The sequence below is a fragment of the Gordonia sp. 11cp genome, from assembly GCF_057767225.1.
In genome coordinates this window covers 4,344,399-4,361,228 of sequence record NZ_CM173437.1, presented here as the reverse complement: position 1 = coordinate 4,361,228, position 16,830 = coordinate 4,344,399, and the positions used below count along the sequence as shown (strand labels likewise).

Below are 16,830 nucleotides of genomic sequence, written 5' to 3'. Positions count from 1 at the left end.
CAACCCTACTCGCGCGGGCCGCGGCGGACCGGTCGACACGCACCGGCCGCCGCGAGCCGCAGCGTTCTCATCACTGTTCGGTGGACGGCGTCTCACCAGGGGATTCGCCGGAATCGGCGGTCGCGGTCGCGGCCGCCGGGAGCAGACCTTCGACCGTGGACGTCGTGAGGCGCCGGAATGCGCGCCGCGGACGGTTGTGGTCGAGGACCGCGACTTCGAGGTCACCCGCGGCCAACGCCCGACGTTCGGTCGGGGTCCCGCCGCCGTTGTCGGCCGGAGCCGTCAGCGCGTCGACCGCGACACCGATGGCCCGTCCGAGTTCCATGTCCGGCTCGTAGCTCTCCTTGAGCGCGGCCGCGATCGGCTCGGTCGCCCCGCCCATCACGAGGAAGCGTGTCTCGTCGGTGATCGACCCGTCGTAGGAGATCCGGTAGAGCTGCGAACGCTTCGGTTTACCCGGTCGGGCGACCTCGGCGACGCAGAGTTCCACCTCGAACGGCTTGGCCTGCTCGGTGAAGACACTGCCGAGTGCGTTCGCGTAGGTGTTGGCCAGGGACAGCCCGGACACGTCGGCACGGTCGTAGCTGTAGCCGCGCATGTCCGCGATCTGGATCCCGGCCTTGCGCAGGCTCTCGAACTCGTTGTACTTGCCCACGGCCGCGAATCCGATCCGGTCGTAGATCTCGCTGGTCTTGCGCAGCGTGTTCGACGGGTTCTCCGCGACGAACAGCACGCCGTCGGCGAAGGTGAGGATCACGACGCTGCGACCCCGGGCGATGCCCTTGCGGGCGAGCTCGGAGCGATCGCGCATGATCTGCTCGGCGCTGGCGTAATACGGGAAGGTCATCGTGCACCCCCCTGGTGTTCGGCACTCCGGCGTTCGATGACGGCGCGCGCCGCCGCCTCGATGTCGGTCGCGTCCACCTCCCGCGCCCCGTCGGCCCCGACGATCGCGGCCATCGGGAAGATCTTGCGGACCAGATCGGGCCCGCCGGTCGCCGAATCGTCGTCGGCCGCGTCGTACAGCGACTCGACGGCGATCGCGAGTGCCTCGTCGGCGGTCAGGTCGGGGCGGTACAGCTTTTTCAGCGACGACTTGGCGAACACCGACCCCGAGCCGATGGCGGTGTACCCACCGAACTCTTCGTGGCGGTCACCGGCGACGTCGAAGCTGAAGATCCGTCCGCGTTCGCTCGGGTCGTCGTGATCGATGTCGTAACCGACGAGCAGGGGGATGGCGGCCAGGCCCTGCAGGGCGGCGCCGAGGTTGCCGCGCACCATCGACGCCAGCCGGCTGACCTTGCCGTCGAGGGTCAGCGGGACGCCCTCGATCTTCTCGTAGTGCTCGAGTTCGACGGTGAACAACCGCACCATCTCGATCGCGATACCGGCGGTGCCGGCGATCCCGGCGGCCGAGTACTCGTCGGTGATGTAGACCTTCTTGACATCGCGGGTGGCGATGAGATTGCCCATCGTGGCCCGGCGGTCTCCGGCCAGGACGACCCCGCCCGGGTACGACACCGCGACGATCGTCGTGCCGTGCGGGATGTCACCGGCGCCGTCGGTGCCGCCCGCGAACGACCCCACGCGGTCGATCTGCGCCTGCGGGAGCTGTTCGGGCGCATGCGTCCGGAGGAAGTCGGTGAACGACGAGATGTCGGCACCGAAAGCGGAACGGGACTGGGACAGCGGGGGCAGTGAACCGAACCTGTCGCTCACTGGCCGCCCTTCTGGACGTAGGCGCGCACGAAGTCCTCGGCGTTCTCCTCCAGCACGTCGTCGATCTCGTCGAGCAGGTCGTCGGTGTCCTCGGCCAGCTTCTCGCGACGTTCTTGTCCGGCGCCGGAATCGGGGCCCACGCCCTCGTCGTCGCCGCCGCCACCACGCTTGGTCTGTTCCTGCGCCATCTGCTGCCTCCTTGAAACCGATCGCCCCTTGGCGGGCTACCGCGGTCGAGGGAGAGTCGGGATCGGGTGTCGCTGTCGCGGCGGTGATCCCTGGTGTCTCGACCCTGCGGAATCGTGTGCTCCCACACTACCTGTGGGGACGACAAGTGTGGCGGAACGAGGCACAAGCCCCGCGTCACGTCAGGTGGTGAGCTGATCCACCAGTTCGGCGGCCGAGTTCACCGAGTCGAGGAGCTTGCCGACGTGCGCCGCGGTACCGCGCAGCGGTTCCAGTGTGGGGATGCGGACCAGCGAGTCCCCGCCCAGGTCGAAGATGACCGAGTCCCAGCTCGCCGCGGCGACGTCGGCACCGAATCGGCGCAGGCACTCACCGCGGAAGTAGGCCCGCGTGTCGCGCGGCGGCTCGCTGATCGCGGCGAGCACGTCGTTCTCGTCGACCAACCGCTTCATCGATCCGCGCGCGACGAGCCGGTTGTACAGCCCCTTGTCGAGCCGGACGTCGGAATACTGCAGGTCGATGAGCTGCAGGCGCGGCGCCGACCATGACAGGTTCTCGCGCTGGCGGAAGCCCTCGAGGATGCGCAGCTTCGCCGGCCAGTCCAGGATGTCGGCGCACTCCATCGGATCGCGCTCGAGGCGGTCGAGCACGTCGGCCCACGTCTGCAGGACGTGGGCGGCGCGCTCGTCGTCGGAGTGTTCCTGCTCGTGGAATTTCTGGCAGCGTTCCAGATACTCCCGCTGCAGGGCCAGCCCGGTGAGTTCGCGGCCGTTGGTCAGGGCGACGGTCGCCGTGAGCGTCGGGTCGTGGCTGATGGTGTGCACGGCCTGCACCGGTCGCGCGAGTTCGATGTCGGAGAAGTCGACGCCGGCCTCGATGAGATCGAGGACGAGCGCCGTGGTCCCGACCTTGAGGTAGGTGGAGGTCTCGGCGAGGTTGGCGTCGCCGATGATGACGTGCAGGCGCCGGTACCGCTCGGGATCGGCATGCGGTTCGTCGCGGGTGTTGATGATGCCGCGCTTGAGGGTGGTCTCGAGCCCGACCTCGACCTCGATGTAGTCCGACCGCTGTGACAGCTGGTAACCGGCCTCATCGCCGGACTGTCCGATGCCCACCCGTCCCGAACCGGTGATCACCTGGCGCGAGGCGAAGAAGGTCGTCAGCCCGGCGATGATCGCGGTGAACGGCGTGTCCCGCGCCATGAGGTAGTTCTCATGGGTGCCGTACGACGCGCCCTTGCCGTCGATGTTGTTCTTGTAGAGCTGGAGTTTCGGGGCGCCCGGGACGCTGGCCACGTGGCGGGCCGCGGCCTCCATCACGCGCTCGCCCGCCTTGTCCCAGATGACCGCGTCCATGGGGTCGGTGACCTCGGGGGCGGAGTACTCGGGGTGGGCGTGGTCGACGTAGAGCCGGGCGCCGTTGGTGAGGATCATGTTGGCTGCACCGATCTCGTCGGCGTCGATGATCGGAGCCGGCCCGGACCCGCGGCCGAGGTCGAAACCACGGGCGTCGCGCAGAGGCGACTCCACCTCGTAGTCCCAGCGTGTCCGCTTCGCGCGCGGTACTCCCGCGGCCGCGGCGTAGGCGAGAACGGCCTGCGTGGACGTCATGATCGGGTTCGCGGTCGGGTCGCCGGGCGCGGAGATTCCGTACTCGACCTCGGTCCCGATGATTCGCTGCATCCTTCGAGGGTAGAGGTTCATTCGCCGCCGGTCGCAACCACCGCATGTGCGCAGTACGGTCGACGCCGTGAAAGCATTCCGCCGGTTCACCGTTCGAGTCCCGCTGCCCGACCGCATCGCGGACCTCGCGCCGTTGTCGCACAACCTGCGCTGGGCCTGGCACCTCCCCACCCAGGAACTGTTCGCCACGATCGATCCGCACCTGTGGTCGACGACCGGCGATCCGCTCCGGGTCCTCGCCGAGGCCGACCCGCGACGACTGGCCGAACTGGCGGCCGACGAGGACTTCGTGGCGCGGGTGACCGACGCATACGCCGACCTCCGGGAGTATCTCGACGCACCGCAGTGGTTCCAGAGGTACGCAGCGGGATCATCGGGCGAGGACCGTGCCGGGCAGGACCGGGTGGTGCCGCGGGGAATCGCCTACTTCTCCATGGAGTTCGGCGTCTCGGAGGTCCTCCCGATCTACTCCGGCGGCCTCGGCATCCTCGCCGGTGACCACCTGAAGGCGGCCTCCGACCTCGGCCTGCCGCTGATCGGCGTCGGATTGCTGTACCGGTCCGGCTACTTCCGCCAGGGCCTCGACCACGACGGATGGCAGATCGAGCGGTATCCCGTGAACGACCCCGCCGAACTCCCCCTGACCCTTCTGCGCCGCGGGGAACACGACGGAACCGGCGGCGGCGTCAGCCGCGTCGACGACGCGGACCCGGTCATCATCGAGGTCGCGATGCCCGATGGCGCGACCCTGTCGGCTCAGGTGTGGGTGGCGACCGTGGGGCGAATCCCGTTGCTGCTCCTCGACTCCGACATCGCCCACAACGACGATCAGCCCGACGGGGCCGCCCTGCGCGCCGTGACCGACCGGCTGTACGGCGGCGACCAGGAGCACCGGATCGCGCAGGAGATCCTGCTGGGCATCGGTGGCGTGCGCGCCCTGCGCGAGTACGTGCGCATCGCCGGCCGGGACGAGCCGACGGTGTTCCACATGAACGAAGGACACGCAGGCTTTCTCGGCGTGGAACGCATCCGGGAGCTCGTGGCCGGCGGTCTCGACTTCGACACCGCGGAGGCGGTGGTCCGCGCGTCGAACGTCTTCACGACCCACACCCCCGTGCCGGCCGGTATCGACCGGTTCCCCGCCGACCTCGTGGCCCGGTATCTCGACGCCGACGACGGTGGCGGGTCCCGCCTGCTCCCGGGGCTGGCCGCGGCGACGGTCGTCGAACTCGGCGACGAGGCCGACCCGGGTGTGTTCAACATGGCACACATGGGATTTCGGCTCGGACAACGCAGCAACGTGGTCTCCCGACTGCACGGCGCGGTGAGTCGCGAGATGTTCGCCGACCTCTGGCCGGGTTTCGACGCCGCCGACGTCCCCATCGGAGCGGTCACCAACGGTGTGCACGGTCCGACCTGGGTGGCCCCTCAGTGGCGCGACTTCGCCGGCGGAGACGAGGATTCCGCGGCCGAGGTGTATGCGGGCCTGTCCGACGAGACCATCTGGCAGACGCATGAGGAGTTACGCGCGGGACTCGTCGGTGAAGTGCGCCGCCGTGCTCGCGCCAGCGGCCTCGAGCGGGGCTTCACCGATGCCGAACTGGGTTGGACCGCCGACCTGTTCGACCCGCACGTGCTGACGATCGGGTTCGCCCGGCGGGCGGCCACGTACAAACGCCTCACCCTGATGCTCCGCGATCCCGATCGCATGCGCGCCATCCTCACCGACCCCGATCGGCCGGTGCAGCTCGTCATCGCGGGCAAGGCGCATCCCGCCGACGACGGGGGCAAATCACTGATCCAGCAGGTCGTGCGGTTCACCGAGGATCCGGAACTGCGCGGCCGAATCGTGTTCCTCCCCGACTACGACATCTCCATGGCTCGCGCCATCTACGCGGGTTGCGATGTGTGGCTGAACAACCCGGTGCGGCCGATGGAGGCCTGCGGGACGTCGGGGATGAAGTCGGCGCTGAACGGAGGGCTCAATCTGTCGATTCTCGACGGCTGGTGGGACGAGATGGCCGACGGCGAGAACGGCTGGGCCATCCCCTCGGCGGAGGGCATCGCCGACGAGCACCGTCGCGACGACCTCGAGGCGCAGGCGCTGTACTCGCTCCTGGAGGAAACGGTGATCCCGCTGTTCTACCGCCGCGACGAGAACGGGGTGCCCCGCCGGTGGGTGGAGATGATGCGTCACACGCTCACCCGATTGGGGCCGCGAGTGCTGGCGTCGCGCATGGTCCGCGACTACACCACCGACCTCTACTGCCCGGCGGCGAAGGCCTACGAATCGGCGTGCGCCGACTCGTATGCGGGTGCACGCGACCTCGCGGCCTTCCGCCGGACGCTGGAGACCGGATGGTCGTCGGTACTGGTGGCCGGGGTCGAGGACGAGACGCGCGCGGACGGCCTCCACGTCACGGCGCACGTCGCACTCGGAGACCTGGCACCGGAGTCGGTGGCGGTCCAGGTCGTGCTCGGCCGGGTCGGCGACGACGATGACATCCTCGATCCGACGTTCACCGACATGACGCCCGAACCCGACCGCGATGCATCGGACCGGGTGGTGTTCTCCGCACTCGTGCCGCCGTCGGCGTCGGGCCGACTCGGCTACACCGTCCGGGTGCTGCCGAGTCATCCGCAGCTGTCCGCCGAATCCGAACTCGGCCTGGTGCGCTTCCCGACGACGACCGGTGGGAGTCCACACCTGGCCTGACCGGCGGCCGTGGGACAGATCCGCCGGACACCGGAGGAGAATTCAGGGTTGTCCCGGATGTCGCCACCCGCGTCGTGCCGCGACACTGATCGGACGGTGCGGTGACGGGAGAAGCGAATGGCCTTGTCGTCAGCGGTCGCTCGGACGGCCTCGCGGATCGCCTCGCTGCTGGGTCAGCGCCGGATGCGCCTGGTCGCCGTGCTGAACAAGTACGTGACCAATCCGGTCGTGCGGCTCTGGGCCGGACGGGTGCCCGGCATGGCGGTGATCGAGCACGTGGGCCGCCGTAGTGGGCGTCGCTACCGCACGCCGGTCATGGCCGTCGTATCGGATCACCGATTCTGGGTCGTCCTGAACTACGGCGCCGGATCGGACTGGGTGGCCAATGTGATCGCCGCGCAGGGAGCCACGGTGCGGCACCGCGGCCGGCGGCACCGGATCGAGAACGTGCGCGTCGAACCGGCGTCAATCAGTGCGATACCACTCCCCGATCGTCTCGACGCCGACCGGAAGGTGCTGTGCGCCACGATGCGGGACGCCTGAGGAACCCGCACGTCAGCGTTTCGTGAGACCGAGCGTCAGCGCTTCTTCAGACGCAGACGCGAGTAGGTGAACGCGAGCAGCAGCGCGCTGATCACCGCGAGCACCCCGTACGCCAGCGCGGTGTGGGCGATCGACGTCTCCCACAGCGTGATCCGCTGCGGGGCGGCGACATTGATGCTGTAGAGGTCGACACTGCCGGCCGCGGCCACGTAGCCCCAGAAGGACGGGAAGATCCACGACAACTGCTCCAGCCCGACGCCGTCGAGCTTGAAGAGCCCGCCGCAGAACACCAACTGGACCATCACGACGATGACCAGCGGCGGCATGACCTGCTCGTTGGACTTCACCGCCGACGAGATGGCCAGTCCGACCAGCGTGCTCACACAGGCCAGGACAGCCACCGCGACCAGCAACGCGAGCGGCGGCGGCAGGATCGGTCCGCCGAAGTCGGGCAGCCCGCGACCGGCGAAGGTGATGCCGACCATGATGATCGTCTGCAGGACCGCGGCGATGAAGAACACGACGATCTTCGCGAAAAGGTATGCGCCGGGCCGCAATCCGACCGCACGCTCGCGCTCGAAGATGTCGCGCTCACCGACCAGATCGCGCACGGTCAGTGCCGCACCCATGAACGCCGCGCCGACGACGAGCACGACCAGGATCTGGATCGCCTCCGCGCCGTCCTTGGGTGGAGGCGCGTTGGGGATCACCTCGAGACGCGCGAATCCGCTCGAACCCGGGATCACCAGCGTGAGCAACCCCAACACGACCGGCAGCAACACGAGGAACACCAGGTAGCCGACGTCGGCGAAGATCAGCCGTACCTGACGTCGGGCGATGGTCGACGACTGGCGGGGGAAGCTCGTGTGCGGCACCGGTATCGGTGGGCCGGGAGGACGCTGGGGCGGCGGTGGAGCGGGTGCGCGGCGGTGCCGGTCCAGGTACCGCATGTGCGCGGTGTCCGGCTGGTCGGCGACGTAGGCGAAGATCTCGGCCCAGTCGGAGGTGCCCATCTCGCCCTCGACCTGTCCGGGCGGGCCGCAGAAGGATGTCTTGCCGCCGGGGGCGAGCAGCAGCACCTGGTCGCACATGGACAGGTAGGTCAGTGAGTGCGTGACCACGAGAACCACACGTCCGGCGTCGGCGAGCCGGCGGAGCGTGGCCATCACCTGGCGGTCGAGAGCGGGATCGAGACCGGAGGTCGGCTCGTCGAGGATCAGCAGCGACGGGCCCGTCAGCAGCTCCATGGCCACCGACGCACGCTTCTGCTGGCCGCCGGACAGCTTCTCCACCCTGGTGTCGACGTGCTCGGTCAGCTGCAGCTCACTGAGCACCCCGTCGATCACCCGGTCCCGGTCGGCCTTCGAGAGGTCGGGTGGCAGGCGCAGTTCCGCGGCATAACGCAACGCCTGTCGTAGCGTCAGCTTGTGGTGCAGCACGTCTTTCTGCGGCACCATGCCGATGCGGGTGCGCAGCGCGTCGTACTCGGCGTGGACGTTGCGGCTCTCGAAGGTGACCAGGCCGCTCGTCGGCGAGTTGAGTCCGGCCGCGATCCTCGACACCGTCGACTTACCCGCGCCCGACGGGCCGATCACGGCGGTCAACGTGCCGGGACTGGCACTGAACTCGACGTCGGCCAGCAATCGCTTCCCGCCGTCGACGACGAGGCTGACCCCGTGGACATGGAGCCCGTCGGCGACCGCGGCACTCTCCTGGCCGCGCATCAGGGTGCCGCCGGACACCACGAAGTCGCTGTTGCCGATCGTGACGACGTCACCGTCGGTCAGCGGGGCGCTCGACACCCGCCGGCCGTTGACGAAGGTCCCGTTGACGCTGCCGAGATCCTCGATGACGAGGGCGGCCCCGCGGCTGGACACCTGCGCGTGATGCCGCGACGCCAGCACATCGCTGACCACGATGTCGTTGTCGGGCGTGCGACCGATCCGCTGGACCCCGCGCAGTGAGATCGACTCGCGCTCCGGCGGAGTCGGCGCGCCGGGCAGCCGGTAGACCGCGGACACGTTCTGCTGCAGCGCTTGCAGATGCGGCGCGTTCAACACTTCCTGCGGCATCGGATCCGTGCCGCCGAATACCCGCCCGCCCGCTCCGCTTCCGGCGCGGTCGCCGGGACGGCCGTATCCGCCGGGTGCGCGCGCGGGCATCTGCCCGGAGGCCGGGACTCCGGCGGGCGGGAAACCCGCCGAGCGGGGACCCGACGCGGGATGGCCCGACTGCATCGGGCGCGAGACCGGCGGAACCGGCCGGGGCGGCATACCGCGACCGGGAGCCGGCGAGTCGACCACGAGATCGACGACCGGACCGGTCGTCACGTCGCCGAGGCGCACCTGCATCGAGCCCGGCACCATGAACTCGGCCATCCGCTGACCGTTGACGAAAAAGCCGTTCGTGCTCCCGATGTCGACCAGACACCAGGCCGCCCCGCGCCACTCGATGGCCAGATGCCGGCGCGACACCATCGGGTGGTTGATCACGATGTCGTTGTCGGGCTCACGCCCGAGGGTGACGCGCGGGGACCCGCCCAGTGGATGCGGTGCCCCACCGTCGACGATCACTCGTCCACGCGCCATCGATGTGTTGTTCATCGCCGACAACTCTAGTGCCTGAACGCGCTGTTCACGCGGTTCTGTCGAGCAGACAGCCGACCCCGTGGGAGTCGGCTGTCTGCTCGGCGGATGTGTCGGTCGTTACAGGTACTGGCCCGTGTTCGTCTCGGTGTCGATGGCGCGGCTCGCGCCGGCGCTCTTGCCCGTGACCAGGGTGCGGATGTAGACGATCCGCTCGCCCTTCTTGCCCGAGATCCGGGCCCAGTCGTCGGGGTTGGTCGTGTTGGGCAGGTCCTCGTTCTCCGCGAACTCGTCGAGGATGGAATCGAAGAGATGCTGCACACGCAGACCCGGCGCACCTGTGTCGAGTTGCGACTTGATCGCGTACTTCTTGGCGCGGTCGACGACGTTCTGGATCATCGCGCCGGAGTTGAAGTCCTTGAAGTACATGATCTCTTTGTCGCCGTTGGCATAGGTGACCTCGAGGAATCGGTTGTCCTCGCTCTCGGCGTACATCCGCTCGACGACCTTCTCGATCATCGCGTTGACGCAGGCCGTGCGGTCACCGCCGAACTCGCCGATGTCGTCGGCGTGGATCGGCAGCTCCTCGGTCAGGTACTTCGAGAAGATGTCGATCGCCGACTCGGCGTCGGGACGTTCGATCTTGATCTTCACGTCGAGACGTCCCGGACGCAGGATCGCGGGATCGATCATGTCCTCGCGGTTCGACGCACCGATCACGATGACGTTCTCGAGGCCCTCGACACCATCGATCTCGCTGAGCAGCTGCGGGACCACGGTGGTCTCCACGTCCGAGGAGACACCCGAGCCACGTGTGCGGAAGATCGAGTCCATCTCGTCGAAGAACACGATGACCGGTGTGCCCTCCGAGGCCTTCTCCCGCGCGCGCTGGAAGATCAGCCGGATGTGCCGCTCGGTCTCACCGACGAACTTGTTCAGCAGTTCGGGGCCCTTGATGTTGAGGAAGTACGACTTCGCCTCCTTGGCGTCGTCGCCGCGCACCTGCGCGATCTTCTTCGCCAGGGAGTTGGCCACCGCCTTGGCGATGAGCGTCTTTCCACACCCGGGCGGACCGTAGAGCAGCACGCCCTTCGGCGGACGCAGCTGGTAGTCGCGGAACAGGTCTTTGTGCAGGAACGGGAGTTCGACGGCATCGCGGATCTGCTCGATCTGACGACCGAGGCCGCCGATGTCCTCGTATCCGACGTCCGGAACCTCCTCGAGGACGAGATCCTCCACCTCGGCCTTGGGCACCCGCTCGAAGGCGAAGCCGGCCTTGGTGTCGATGAGCAACGAGTCACCGGGGCGCAGCTTGCGGCGCAGACCGTCCTCACCGTCGACCTCGCCGAGGAGCGGTTCGGCCAGCCAGACCACCCGCTCTTCGTCGGCATGGCCGACGACCAGGGCGCGCTTGCCGTCGCCGAGCACCTCACGCAGCGTGCTGATCTCGCCGACGGTGTCGAACTCACAGGCCTCGACGATGGTCAGCGCCTCGTTCAGGCGCAGGGTCTGGCCCTTGGTCAGCGTCTCGGTGTCGATGTTGGGTGAACACGTCAGCCGCATCTTGCGGCCGGAGGTGAACACGTCGACGGTGGCGTCGGGATGCACGTCCAGCAGTACGCCGTACCCGCTCGGCGGCTGACCGAGACGGTCGACCTCCTCGCGGAGTGCGATGAGTTGCTGGCGGGCTTCCTTGAGAGTGTCGAGCAGCTTCGCGTTGCGTGCGGTGAGGCTGTCCACACGCTCCTGGAGATCCCCGGCCGGCCGGCCGGCTGCGCCTCGCGCAGACGGGTCCGAGCCGCTCCGCGACAGTGGCGGAGTGTAGGCGGGGACGAAGCCCTCGTCGGATGCACTGGCGCTCTCGGGAACCGCGCGGTCCCCCAGTGCGTCGTGGCGGTCAGATTCGGTCATTGCTGACTCCTCTCGCCGGCAATCACCCGATCCCTCGATCGGAATGCTCGCGCCGTATCCCTACGCTACCGGCCGCGACGCGGAATCGCCGTCTGCCGCGCAATCGCCGGTGTTGACGGTGTGTTAAATGTGCGTCTTCGCAACGTATTCGCGATGTTTCACCGCGACCGCGGGCGGGATCAGCCCTTGCTGGGGCGGCGCTGCGGACGCAGCGTGGTGGTTCCGTCGGCCAGGCGCCGAGCGGTGATCAGAAAGGCCGTGTGGCCTTGCATTTTGTGCTCGGGCCGCACCGCGAGTCCCACCGCACTCCACTCACGCAGGAGCGTCTCCCACGCCCGGGGCTCGGTCCAGCACTCCTGCTCGCGCAGGGCTTCCATCACCCGGGACAGCTGGGTGACGGTCGCCACGTACACCGTCAAGACCCCGCCTGGTTTCAACACCGTGCGGACGACGTCGAGGGGTTCCCAGGGCGCGAGCATGTCCAGGATGACCCGGTCGAAGCGTTCGTCCTGGTCCACGTTCGCCAGGTCGTCGACGGTCAGGTGCCAGTTGGCGGGGCGGCCGCCGAAGAAGGTCTCGACGTTGCGGATCGCGTGCTCGGCGTGGTCGTCCCGGATCTCGTAGGAGACGACTTCGCCCTCGGCGCCGACCGCCCGCAGCAACGAACACGTCAGCGCACCCGAACCGGCACCGGCCTCGAGAACACGAGCACCCGGGAAGATGTCGCCCTCGAGCACGATCTGCGCCGCGTCCTTGGGGTAGATGACCTGGGCTCCGCGCGGCATCGACAGCACGTAGTCGACCAGCAGCGGCCGCAACGCGAGATACTGGGTCCCGCTCGTCGCGGAGACGATGCTGCCCTCGGGCGAGCCGATCAGATCGTCGTGCGAGATGGCACCCCGATGGGTGTGGAACTGCTTCCCCTCGTCGAGCAGCACCGTGAACTTGCGCCCCTTCGCATCGGTCAGCTGAACCCGGTCGCCGACGACGAACGGTCCGGTGGTGGGCACTGGTGCTTCCTCTCGTGAACGATCCGAACCCGCGCGACTCGGCGCCGGTTCGTGGGCCGTGTGGACGTTACCCGACGACGTGGGACGAACCCGCCTCGTGTCGCCCCGCCCGACCGGCGAGCGACTTTCCGGTGTGGCGACTGCGAGTGTCGGGACGCCGGCCTGTCGGGACCGGCGCCTACCCTGCGAAGGGTGAGCACGATGACCGGAGTCGGGGACACCTCCACCAGCACGACGCGGGCAACGGCACCGGACACCCCCGGGTCGGACGGCCGGGGCATCGTCGGGCGGCCGCTGGCCCTGTCCCCGTCCCGGGCCGCCGACTTCAAGCAGTGCCCCCTCCTCTATCGCTACCGCGCGATCGACCGCTTCCCGGAAACACCCACGACCGCCCAGACCCGGGGCACCGTCGTGCACGCTGCCTTGGAGAACCTGTTCGACCTCCCGGCCGAACTCCGCACCCAGGATTCGGCCGAGCTGCTGGTCGAGGGCGCCTGGGCGGCGCTGTGCGAGGGCGACCCGGAACTGGCGAAGGTCGTCGGAGTAGACGGGCAGGAGGCGTTCCTCGCGGATGCGCAGAAGCTCATCGCCACCTACTACACGATGGAGAACCCCACCGCCTTCGACGCCGACGCGGTGGAGGAACACGTCGAGATCGACGCCGACGACATGCTGATGCGCGGCTTCATCGACCGCATCGACGTCGCGCCGACCGGTGAGATCCGCGTCGTCGACTACAAGACCGGGCGATCCCCGGGCCAGGCCTACGAGGCGAAGGCGCTGTTCCAGATGAAGTTCTATGCGCTCGCGATCCTGCGCACCCGCGGGGTGGTTCCGGCCCGGTTGCAACTGATGTACCTCTCCGACGGGCAGCAGTTGATCTATCGCCCGGACCACGACGAACTGCTCCGTTTCGAGCGCACCCTGCGTGCGATATGGCAAGCGATCCGCGCAGCCGTGGTCTCGGGTGATTTCCGGCCGAAGAAGTCGTGGCTGTGCAAGTTCTGCGAGCACCACGCCCGCTGTCCCGAGTTCGGGGGCGAGGTCCCGCCGTACCCCGGTCCACCGGCGGGTTTCGCGGCCTGACCGACACCGGAACCGGGGTGCGGGTGCCCCCGTACCGGGTGACTATGCCGACAGTCATAAGGTGACCGCGTGGAGAACTCGTACTACGAACCCGTCGACGCCCCGTCGGACTCTGCCCACACTGATTCCGAAGGCGACTTCGAGTACTTCCGTCCGACCGACGCCACGCTGAGCGTGTGGTCGCCGACCATGCAGCACGGCGGTCCCCCGTCGGCCCTCCTGATGCGTTCGCTGCTGCGATGCGAGCCCGATCCGGCCCAGCACTTCACGCGGGTGACCACCGAGATCCTCGGGCCGGTCGGGTTGGGCATCAACCGGGTCGCCGCCCGGGTCATCCGGCCCGGCCGCCAGATCAGCCTCGTCGAGACCGAACTGCAGGTGCAGCAGGCCGACGGGTCGTTCCGCGCCGCGGCACGATCGGTGGGCTGGCGACTGCGCGTCGCCGACACCGCCGAGATCGCCAACGGTCCCGCTCCCCTGGCTCCCGGTCCCGACGAGTCGGCAGCGGTGATCGGCTTCTCCGACGACAGCGGCGAGGCCGTCGACTGGGGCACCCTGGGTTTCATCGGCACCATCGAGTCGATCCGGGCCGAGGGACGCAACGGCTCGACTCCCGCGGTGTGGCTGCGCCCTGCGATCCCGCTCGTCGCCGGCGAGAAGACGGAGGACCTGGAGTCGGTGTTCACCGTCATCGACGTCGCCAACGGGCTGGGTACCCGACTGCGCCCGGACCAGTGGACCTGGATGAACACCGACACGACCGTGCACCTGACGCGCGTCCCGAGCGGACCGTGGGTCGGGATCGACGCCCACATGATCGCCGGCCCGGACGGGTTCGGCAGCACTTTCGCCGACCTTTACGACGCCTCCGGTCACATCGGGCGGTCGGCCCAGACGGTGATGCTCAGCGCGGTGCGGTAGCCACGCCTTCTGCTTTCTGAGGTGCGAGCAGTGCCAGCCACCCACTGCCCCTCAGTTGCGGGCACAGCCAGCCACCCACTGCCCCCTCAGTTGCGGGCACAGCCAGCCACCCCTACCCCCTCAGGTGCGGGCGAAGCCAGCCACCCGCTGCCCCCTCAGGTGCGAGCGAGCGCGTCACCCACTGCTCCCTGAGGAGGCCGGAGCCTGCGGAGGCCGTCTCGAAGGGTCCTGGTGAGATGCGTCGCCACGCCCTTCGTGGCTCGTCGCTTGCGCTCCTCGCACCTCAGGGAGCGGGGAGTTCGTCGCTTGCGCTCCTCGCACCTCAGGGAGCGGGGAGTTCGTCGCCTGCGCTCCTCGCACCTCAGTATCTGCGGCCTGGCGGCCGGCCGGCGTGGACTACGCAAGCCCCCCGCTCCCTGAGGAGCGAGCTTGCGAGCGTCACGAAGGGTTTCGCAGCCTCGGTCGCCAGACCCTTCGTGACGCGCCCTCCGCAAGCTCCGGGCGCTCCTCAGGGAGCAGGGCGGGCCAGCGGGTCTGTGGTTCTTTCGGATTAGGGAGCAGGGGCTGGTGGATCTACCGAAACGGCTAGAACCGGCAGGAGCGGATGTCGGTGGCGAGGATCGCCTTCGCGCCCAGCTCGGACAGCTCGTCCATGAGGTTCTGGTGATCCTTGCGGGGCACCATCGCACGGACGGCGACCCAGTCCGGGTCGGCCATGGGTGCCACGGTCGGTGACTCCAGGCCCGGGGTGAGCACCGATGCCCGGTCGAGAAGTGAACGGGGGCAGTCGTAGTCGATCATCACGTACTGCTGTCCGAACACCACACCCTGGACCCGGGCGACGAATTGCCGTTCGGCCTTGGTGAGTTCGGCGTCGCGCCGGGAGATGAGGACGGCCTCGGAATCGCACAGCGACTCCCCGAAGGCCACCAGGCCGTGCTGGCGCAGCGTGCGACCGGAACCGACGACGTCGGCGATCGCGTCGGCGACGCCGAGCTGGATCGAGATCTCGACCGCACCGTCGAGCCGGATGATGTCGGCGGTGATGCCGTGACCGGCCAGGTCCTCACGCACGAGGTTCGGGTACGACGTGGCGATCCGTTTGCCGGCGAGATCGGCCACGCTCCACTGCTGGTCGGCCGGCGCGGCATAGCGGAAGCTCGACGAGCCGAAACCCATCGCCAGCTGCTCGCCGACCTCGGCGCCGGAGTCCCGGGCGAGGTCGCGCCCGGTGATGCCCAGGTCCAGGCGGCCGGACGCCACGTAGATCGCGATGTCCTTGGGGCGGAGGAAGAAGAACTCGACGTCGTTGTTGTTGTCGAGGACCGTGAGGTCCTTGGCGTCGGTCCGGCGTCGGTAGCCGGCCTCGGAGAGGATGGCCGACGCGGATTCGGAGAGCGCACCCTTGTTGGGTACGGCCACTCGCAGCATCTCGATGTCCTTTTCGTGGGGTGCGCCCGCGGGCGCGGTGATGGAGCGGAACTGTGTCGTGCGGGAGGCGTGTCCGGACCGGGTCGCCCCGGTCACAGATGTCGGTACACGTCCTGCAGAGTCAGCCCCCGCTTGATCATCATCACCTGCAGCCAGTAGACGAGCTGGGAGATCTCCTCGCCGAGCGACTCGTCGGACTCGTGTTCGGCCGCGAGCCAGACCTCACCCGCCTCTTCGATGATCTTCTTGCCCAGGGTGTGCACACCGGAGTCGAGGGCGGCGACGGTACCCGAACCCTCGGGACGGCTCTGCGCCTTGTCGCTGAGTTCGGCGAACAGCTCCTCGAAAGTCTTCACGATTCCTCATTTTTGCATGTCGTCATGCGCGCGAGACCGCCGGTCCATGCGTCGGCCACATCGTCGAGGTCCAGCCCGACGAGGGATGTCCGGAAGACCCGCAGCCGACCCGGTTCGACCGGTGCCGCCGACTCGACGACGAGCGTCGGGCATCCGGCGGCCGACGCCGCCTGAGCACCGGTCGGCGAATCCTCCACGGCCAGGCAGTCGGCCGTCGGGACGCCGAGGAGTTCCGCGGCGCGCAGGTAGGGATCGGGCGCGGGTTTGCCCACGGCGACCTCGTCACCGCAGACCGTGGTGGCGAAGCGTCCTCGCCCGATGGTCTCCAGGGCCACCTCGGTGAGCTCCCGCACCGTGTTGGTCACCAGGACCATCGGGATCCCCGCCCCGGCCACCAGGTCCAGCGCTTCGGGGGCGCCGGGACGCCACGGAAGTGCCTGTGCGAATAATTCGGCGACCCGGTCGAGGGTCCACCGCCCGTCGGCATCCGGATCCCGTTCCGCGGCGGACAGACCGGCCGCGTCGTGCACCTTGGCAAGCGCGTCGGGCAGCGAGTTCCCGAGGGTGGATTCGCGGAGTCGGGGCGACATGACGATGCCGTGCCGCGCGGCCAGCTCGGCCATCGCGACGTCCCAGATCGGTTCGGAGTCGAGCAGGGTCCCATCCATGTCCCACAGCACGGCG

Annotated in this window: 14 protein-coding genes; 4 read left to right on the top strand and 10 right to left on the bottom strand. The window is 68.7% G+C overall.

The window, feature by feature from the left end; translation table 11 throughout:
• Positions 1–70: 70 nt before the first annotated feature.
• From prcA to dop, 4 genes are all read right to left on the bottom strand, one after another.
• The gene (prcA, locus tag AC3B6C_RS19555; RefSeq protein WP_014926735.1) at positions 71–847 is read right to left on the bottom strand and encodes a proteasome subunit alpha; all 777 of its coding nucleotides are present in this window, start codon (positions 845–847) and stop codon (positions 71–73) included.
• Positions 844–1,719 carry a proteasome subunit beta gene (gene prcB, locus AC3B6C_RS19550; RefSeq protein ID WP_010841089.1) on the bottom strand — a complete coding sequence of 292 codons (876 nt, stop codon included), beginning with the start codon at positions 1,717–1,719 and terminating at the stop codon, positions 844–846. The genes prcA and prcB overlap by 4 nt, the downstream gene beginning before the upstream one ends.
• Positions 1,716–1,907, bottom strand: a complete 192-nt coding sequence (locus tag AC3B6C_RS19545; RefSeq protein ID WP_004019064.1) for a ubiquitin-like protein Pup — start codon at positions 1,905–1,907, stop codon at positions 1,716–1,718. The genes prcB and AC3B6C_RS19545 overlap by 4 nt, the downstream gene beginning before the upstream one ends.
• A 180-nt stretch (positions 1,908–2,087) precedes the next feature.
• A complete protein-coding gene (dop, locus tag AC3B6C_RS19540) occupies positions 2,088–3,587 on the bottom strand; it encodes a depupylase/deamidase Dop (RefSeq protein WP_010841088.1) in 1,500 nt (499 codons plus the stop codon).
• A gap of 67 nt (positions 3,588–3,654) precedes the next feature.
• Here dop and glgP point away from each other — a divergent pair, with 67 nt between their 5' ends.
• On the top strand, positions 3,655–6,303 hold the full coding sequence (gene glgP, locus AC3B6C_RS19535) for an alpha-glucan family phosphorylase (RefSeq protein ID WP_488373801.1): 2,649 nt from the start codon (positions 3,655–3,657) through the stop codon (positions 6,301–6,303).
• A 117-nt stretch (positions 6,304–6,420) separates the two neighbouring features.
• Positions 6,421–6,846 carry a nitroreductase family deazaflavin-dependent oxidoreductase gene (locus tag AC3B6C_RS19530; protein WP_488373800.1) on the top strand — a complete coding sequence of 142 codons (426 nt, stop codon included), beginning with the start codon at positions 6,421–6,423 and terminating at the stop codon, positions 6,844–6,846.
• Positions 6,847–6,881: 35 nt separating this feature from the next.
• Here AC3B6C_RS19530 and AC3B6C_RS19525 read toward each other — a convergent pair whose 3' ends face one another.
• The 3 genes from AC3B6C_RS19525 to AC3B6C_RS19515 form a co-directional block, all read right to left on the bottom strand.
• A complete protein-coding gene (locus AC3B6C_RS19525) occupies positions 6,882–9,434 on the bottom strand; it encodes an FHA domain-containing protein (protein WP_488376311.1) in 2,553 nt (850 codons plus the stop codon).
• A gap of 117 nt (positions 9,435–9,551) precedes the next feature.
• Entirely contained in the window at positions 9,552–11,342 is a 1,791-nt protein-coding gene (gene arc / locus AC3B6C_RS19520; RefSeq protein ID WP_010841084.1) for a proteasome ATPase, read from the bottom strand.
• A gap of 179 nt (positions 11,343–11,521) precedes the next feature.
• On the bottom strand, positions 11,522–12,352 hold the full coding sequence (locus tag AC3B6C_RS19515) for a tRNA (adenine-N1)-methyltransferase (protein WP_010841083.1): 831 nt from the start codon (positions 12,350–12,352) through the stop codon (positions 11,522–11,524).
• A 201-nt stretch (positions 12,353–12,553) separates the two neighbouring features.
• Here AC3B6C_RS19515 and AC3B6C_RS19510 point away from each other — a divergent pair, with 201 nt between their 5' ends.
• Both AC3B6C_RS19510 and AC3B6C_RS19505 read left to right on the top strand, forming a co-directional pair.
• Positions 12,554–13,438, top strand: coding sequence for a RecB family exonuclease (locus AC3B6C_RS19510; RefSeq protein ID WP_010841082.1), 885 nt, complete (start codon positions 12,554–12,556; stop codon positions 13,436–13,438).
• A 69-nt stretch (positions 13,439–13,507) separates the two neighbouring features.
• Positions 13,508–14,359 carry a thioesterase family protein gene (locus AC3B6C_RS19505; RefSeq protein ID WP_488373799.1) on the top strand — a complete coding sequence of 284 codons (852 nt, stop codon included), beginning with the start codon at positions 13,508–13,510 and terminating at the stop codon, positions 14,357–14,359.
• Between the two features lie 585 nt (positions 14,360–14,944).
• On the opposite strand, the gene hisG is transcribed toward AC3B6C_RS19505, so the two are convergent.
• The 3 genes from hisG to AC3B6C_RS19490 form a co-directional block, all read right to left on the bottom strand.
• Positions 14,945–15,790, bottom strand: a complete 846-nt coding sequence (gene hisG / locus AC3B6C_RS19500; RefSeq protein WP_010841080.1) for an ATP phosphoribosyltransferase — start codon at positions 15,788–15,790, stop codon at positions 14,945–14,947.
• Between the two features lie 92 nt (positions 15,791–15,882).
• Complete coding sequence (locus tag AC3B6C_RS19495) at positions 15,883–16,146, bottom strand: phosphoribosyl-ATP diphosphatase (RefSeq protein WP_014926729.1); 264 nt, start codon at positions 16,144–16,146, stop codon at positions 15,883–15,885.
• Complete coding sequence (locus AC3B6C_RS19490; RefSeq protein WP_488376310.1) at positions 16,143–16,814, bottom strand: HAD family hydrolase; 672 nt, start codon at positions 16,812–16,814, stop codon at positions 16,143–16,145. The genes AC3B6C_RS19495 and AC3B6C_RS19490 overlap by 4 nt, the downstream gene beginning before the upstream one ends.
• Positions 16,815–16,830 lie beyond the last annotated feature (16 nt).

Coding starts and splice junctions, on each gene's coding strand:
- prcA (WP_014926735.1), bottom strand. CDS start 847: ATGACCTTCCCGTATTACGCCAGCGCCGAGCAGATCATGCGCGATCGC.
- AC3B6C_RS19545 (WP_004019064.1), bottom strand. CDS start 1,907: ATGGCGCAGGAACAGACCAAGCGTGGTGGCGGCGGCGACGACGAGGGC.
- dop (WP_010841088.1), bottom strand. CDS start 3,587: ATGCAGCGAATCATCGGGACCGAGGTCGAGTACGGAATCTCCGCGCCC.
- AC3B6C_RS19530 (WP_488373800.1), top strand. CDS start 6,421: ATGGCCTTGTCGTCAGCGGTCGCTCGGACGGCCTCGCGGATCGCCTCG.
- AC3B6C_RS19525 (WP_488376311.1), bottom strand. CDS start 9,434: ATGGCGCGTGGACGAGTGATCGTCGACGGTGGGGCACCGCATCCACTG.
- arc (WP_010841084.1), bottom strand. CDS start 11,342: ATGACCGAATCTGACCGCCACGACGCACTGGGGGACCGCGCGGTTCCC.
- AC3B6C_RS19510 (WP_010841082.1), top strand. CDS start 12,554: ATGACCGGAGTCGGGGACACCTCCACCAGCACGACGCGGGCAACGGCA.
- hisG (WP_010841080.1), bottom strand. CDS start 15,790: ATGCTGCGAGTGGCCGTACCCAACAAGGGTGCGCTCTCCGAATCCGCG.
- AC3B6C_RS19490 (WP_488376310.1), bottom strand. CDS start 16,814: ATGGATGGGACCCTGCTCGACTCCGAACCGATCTGGGACGTCGCGATG.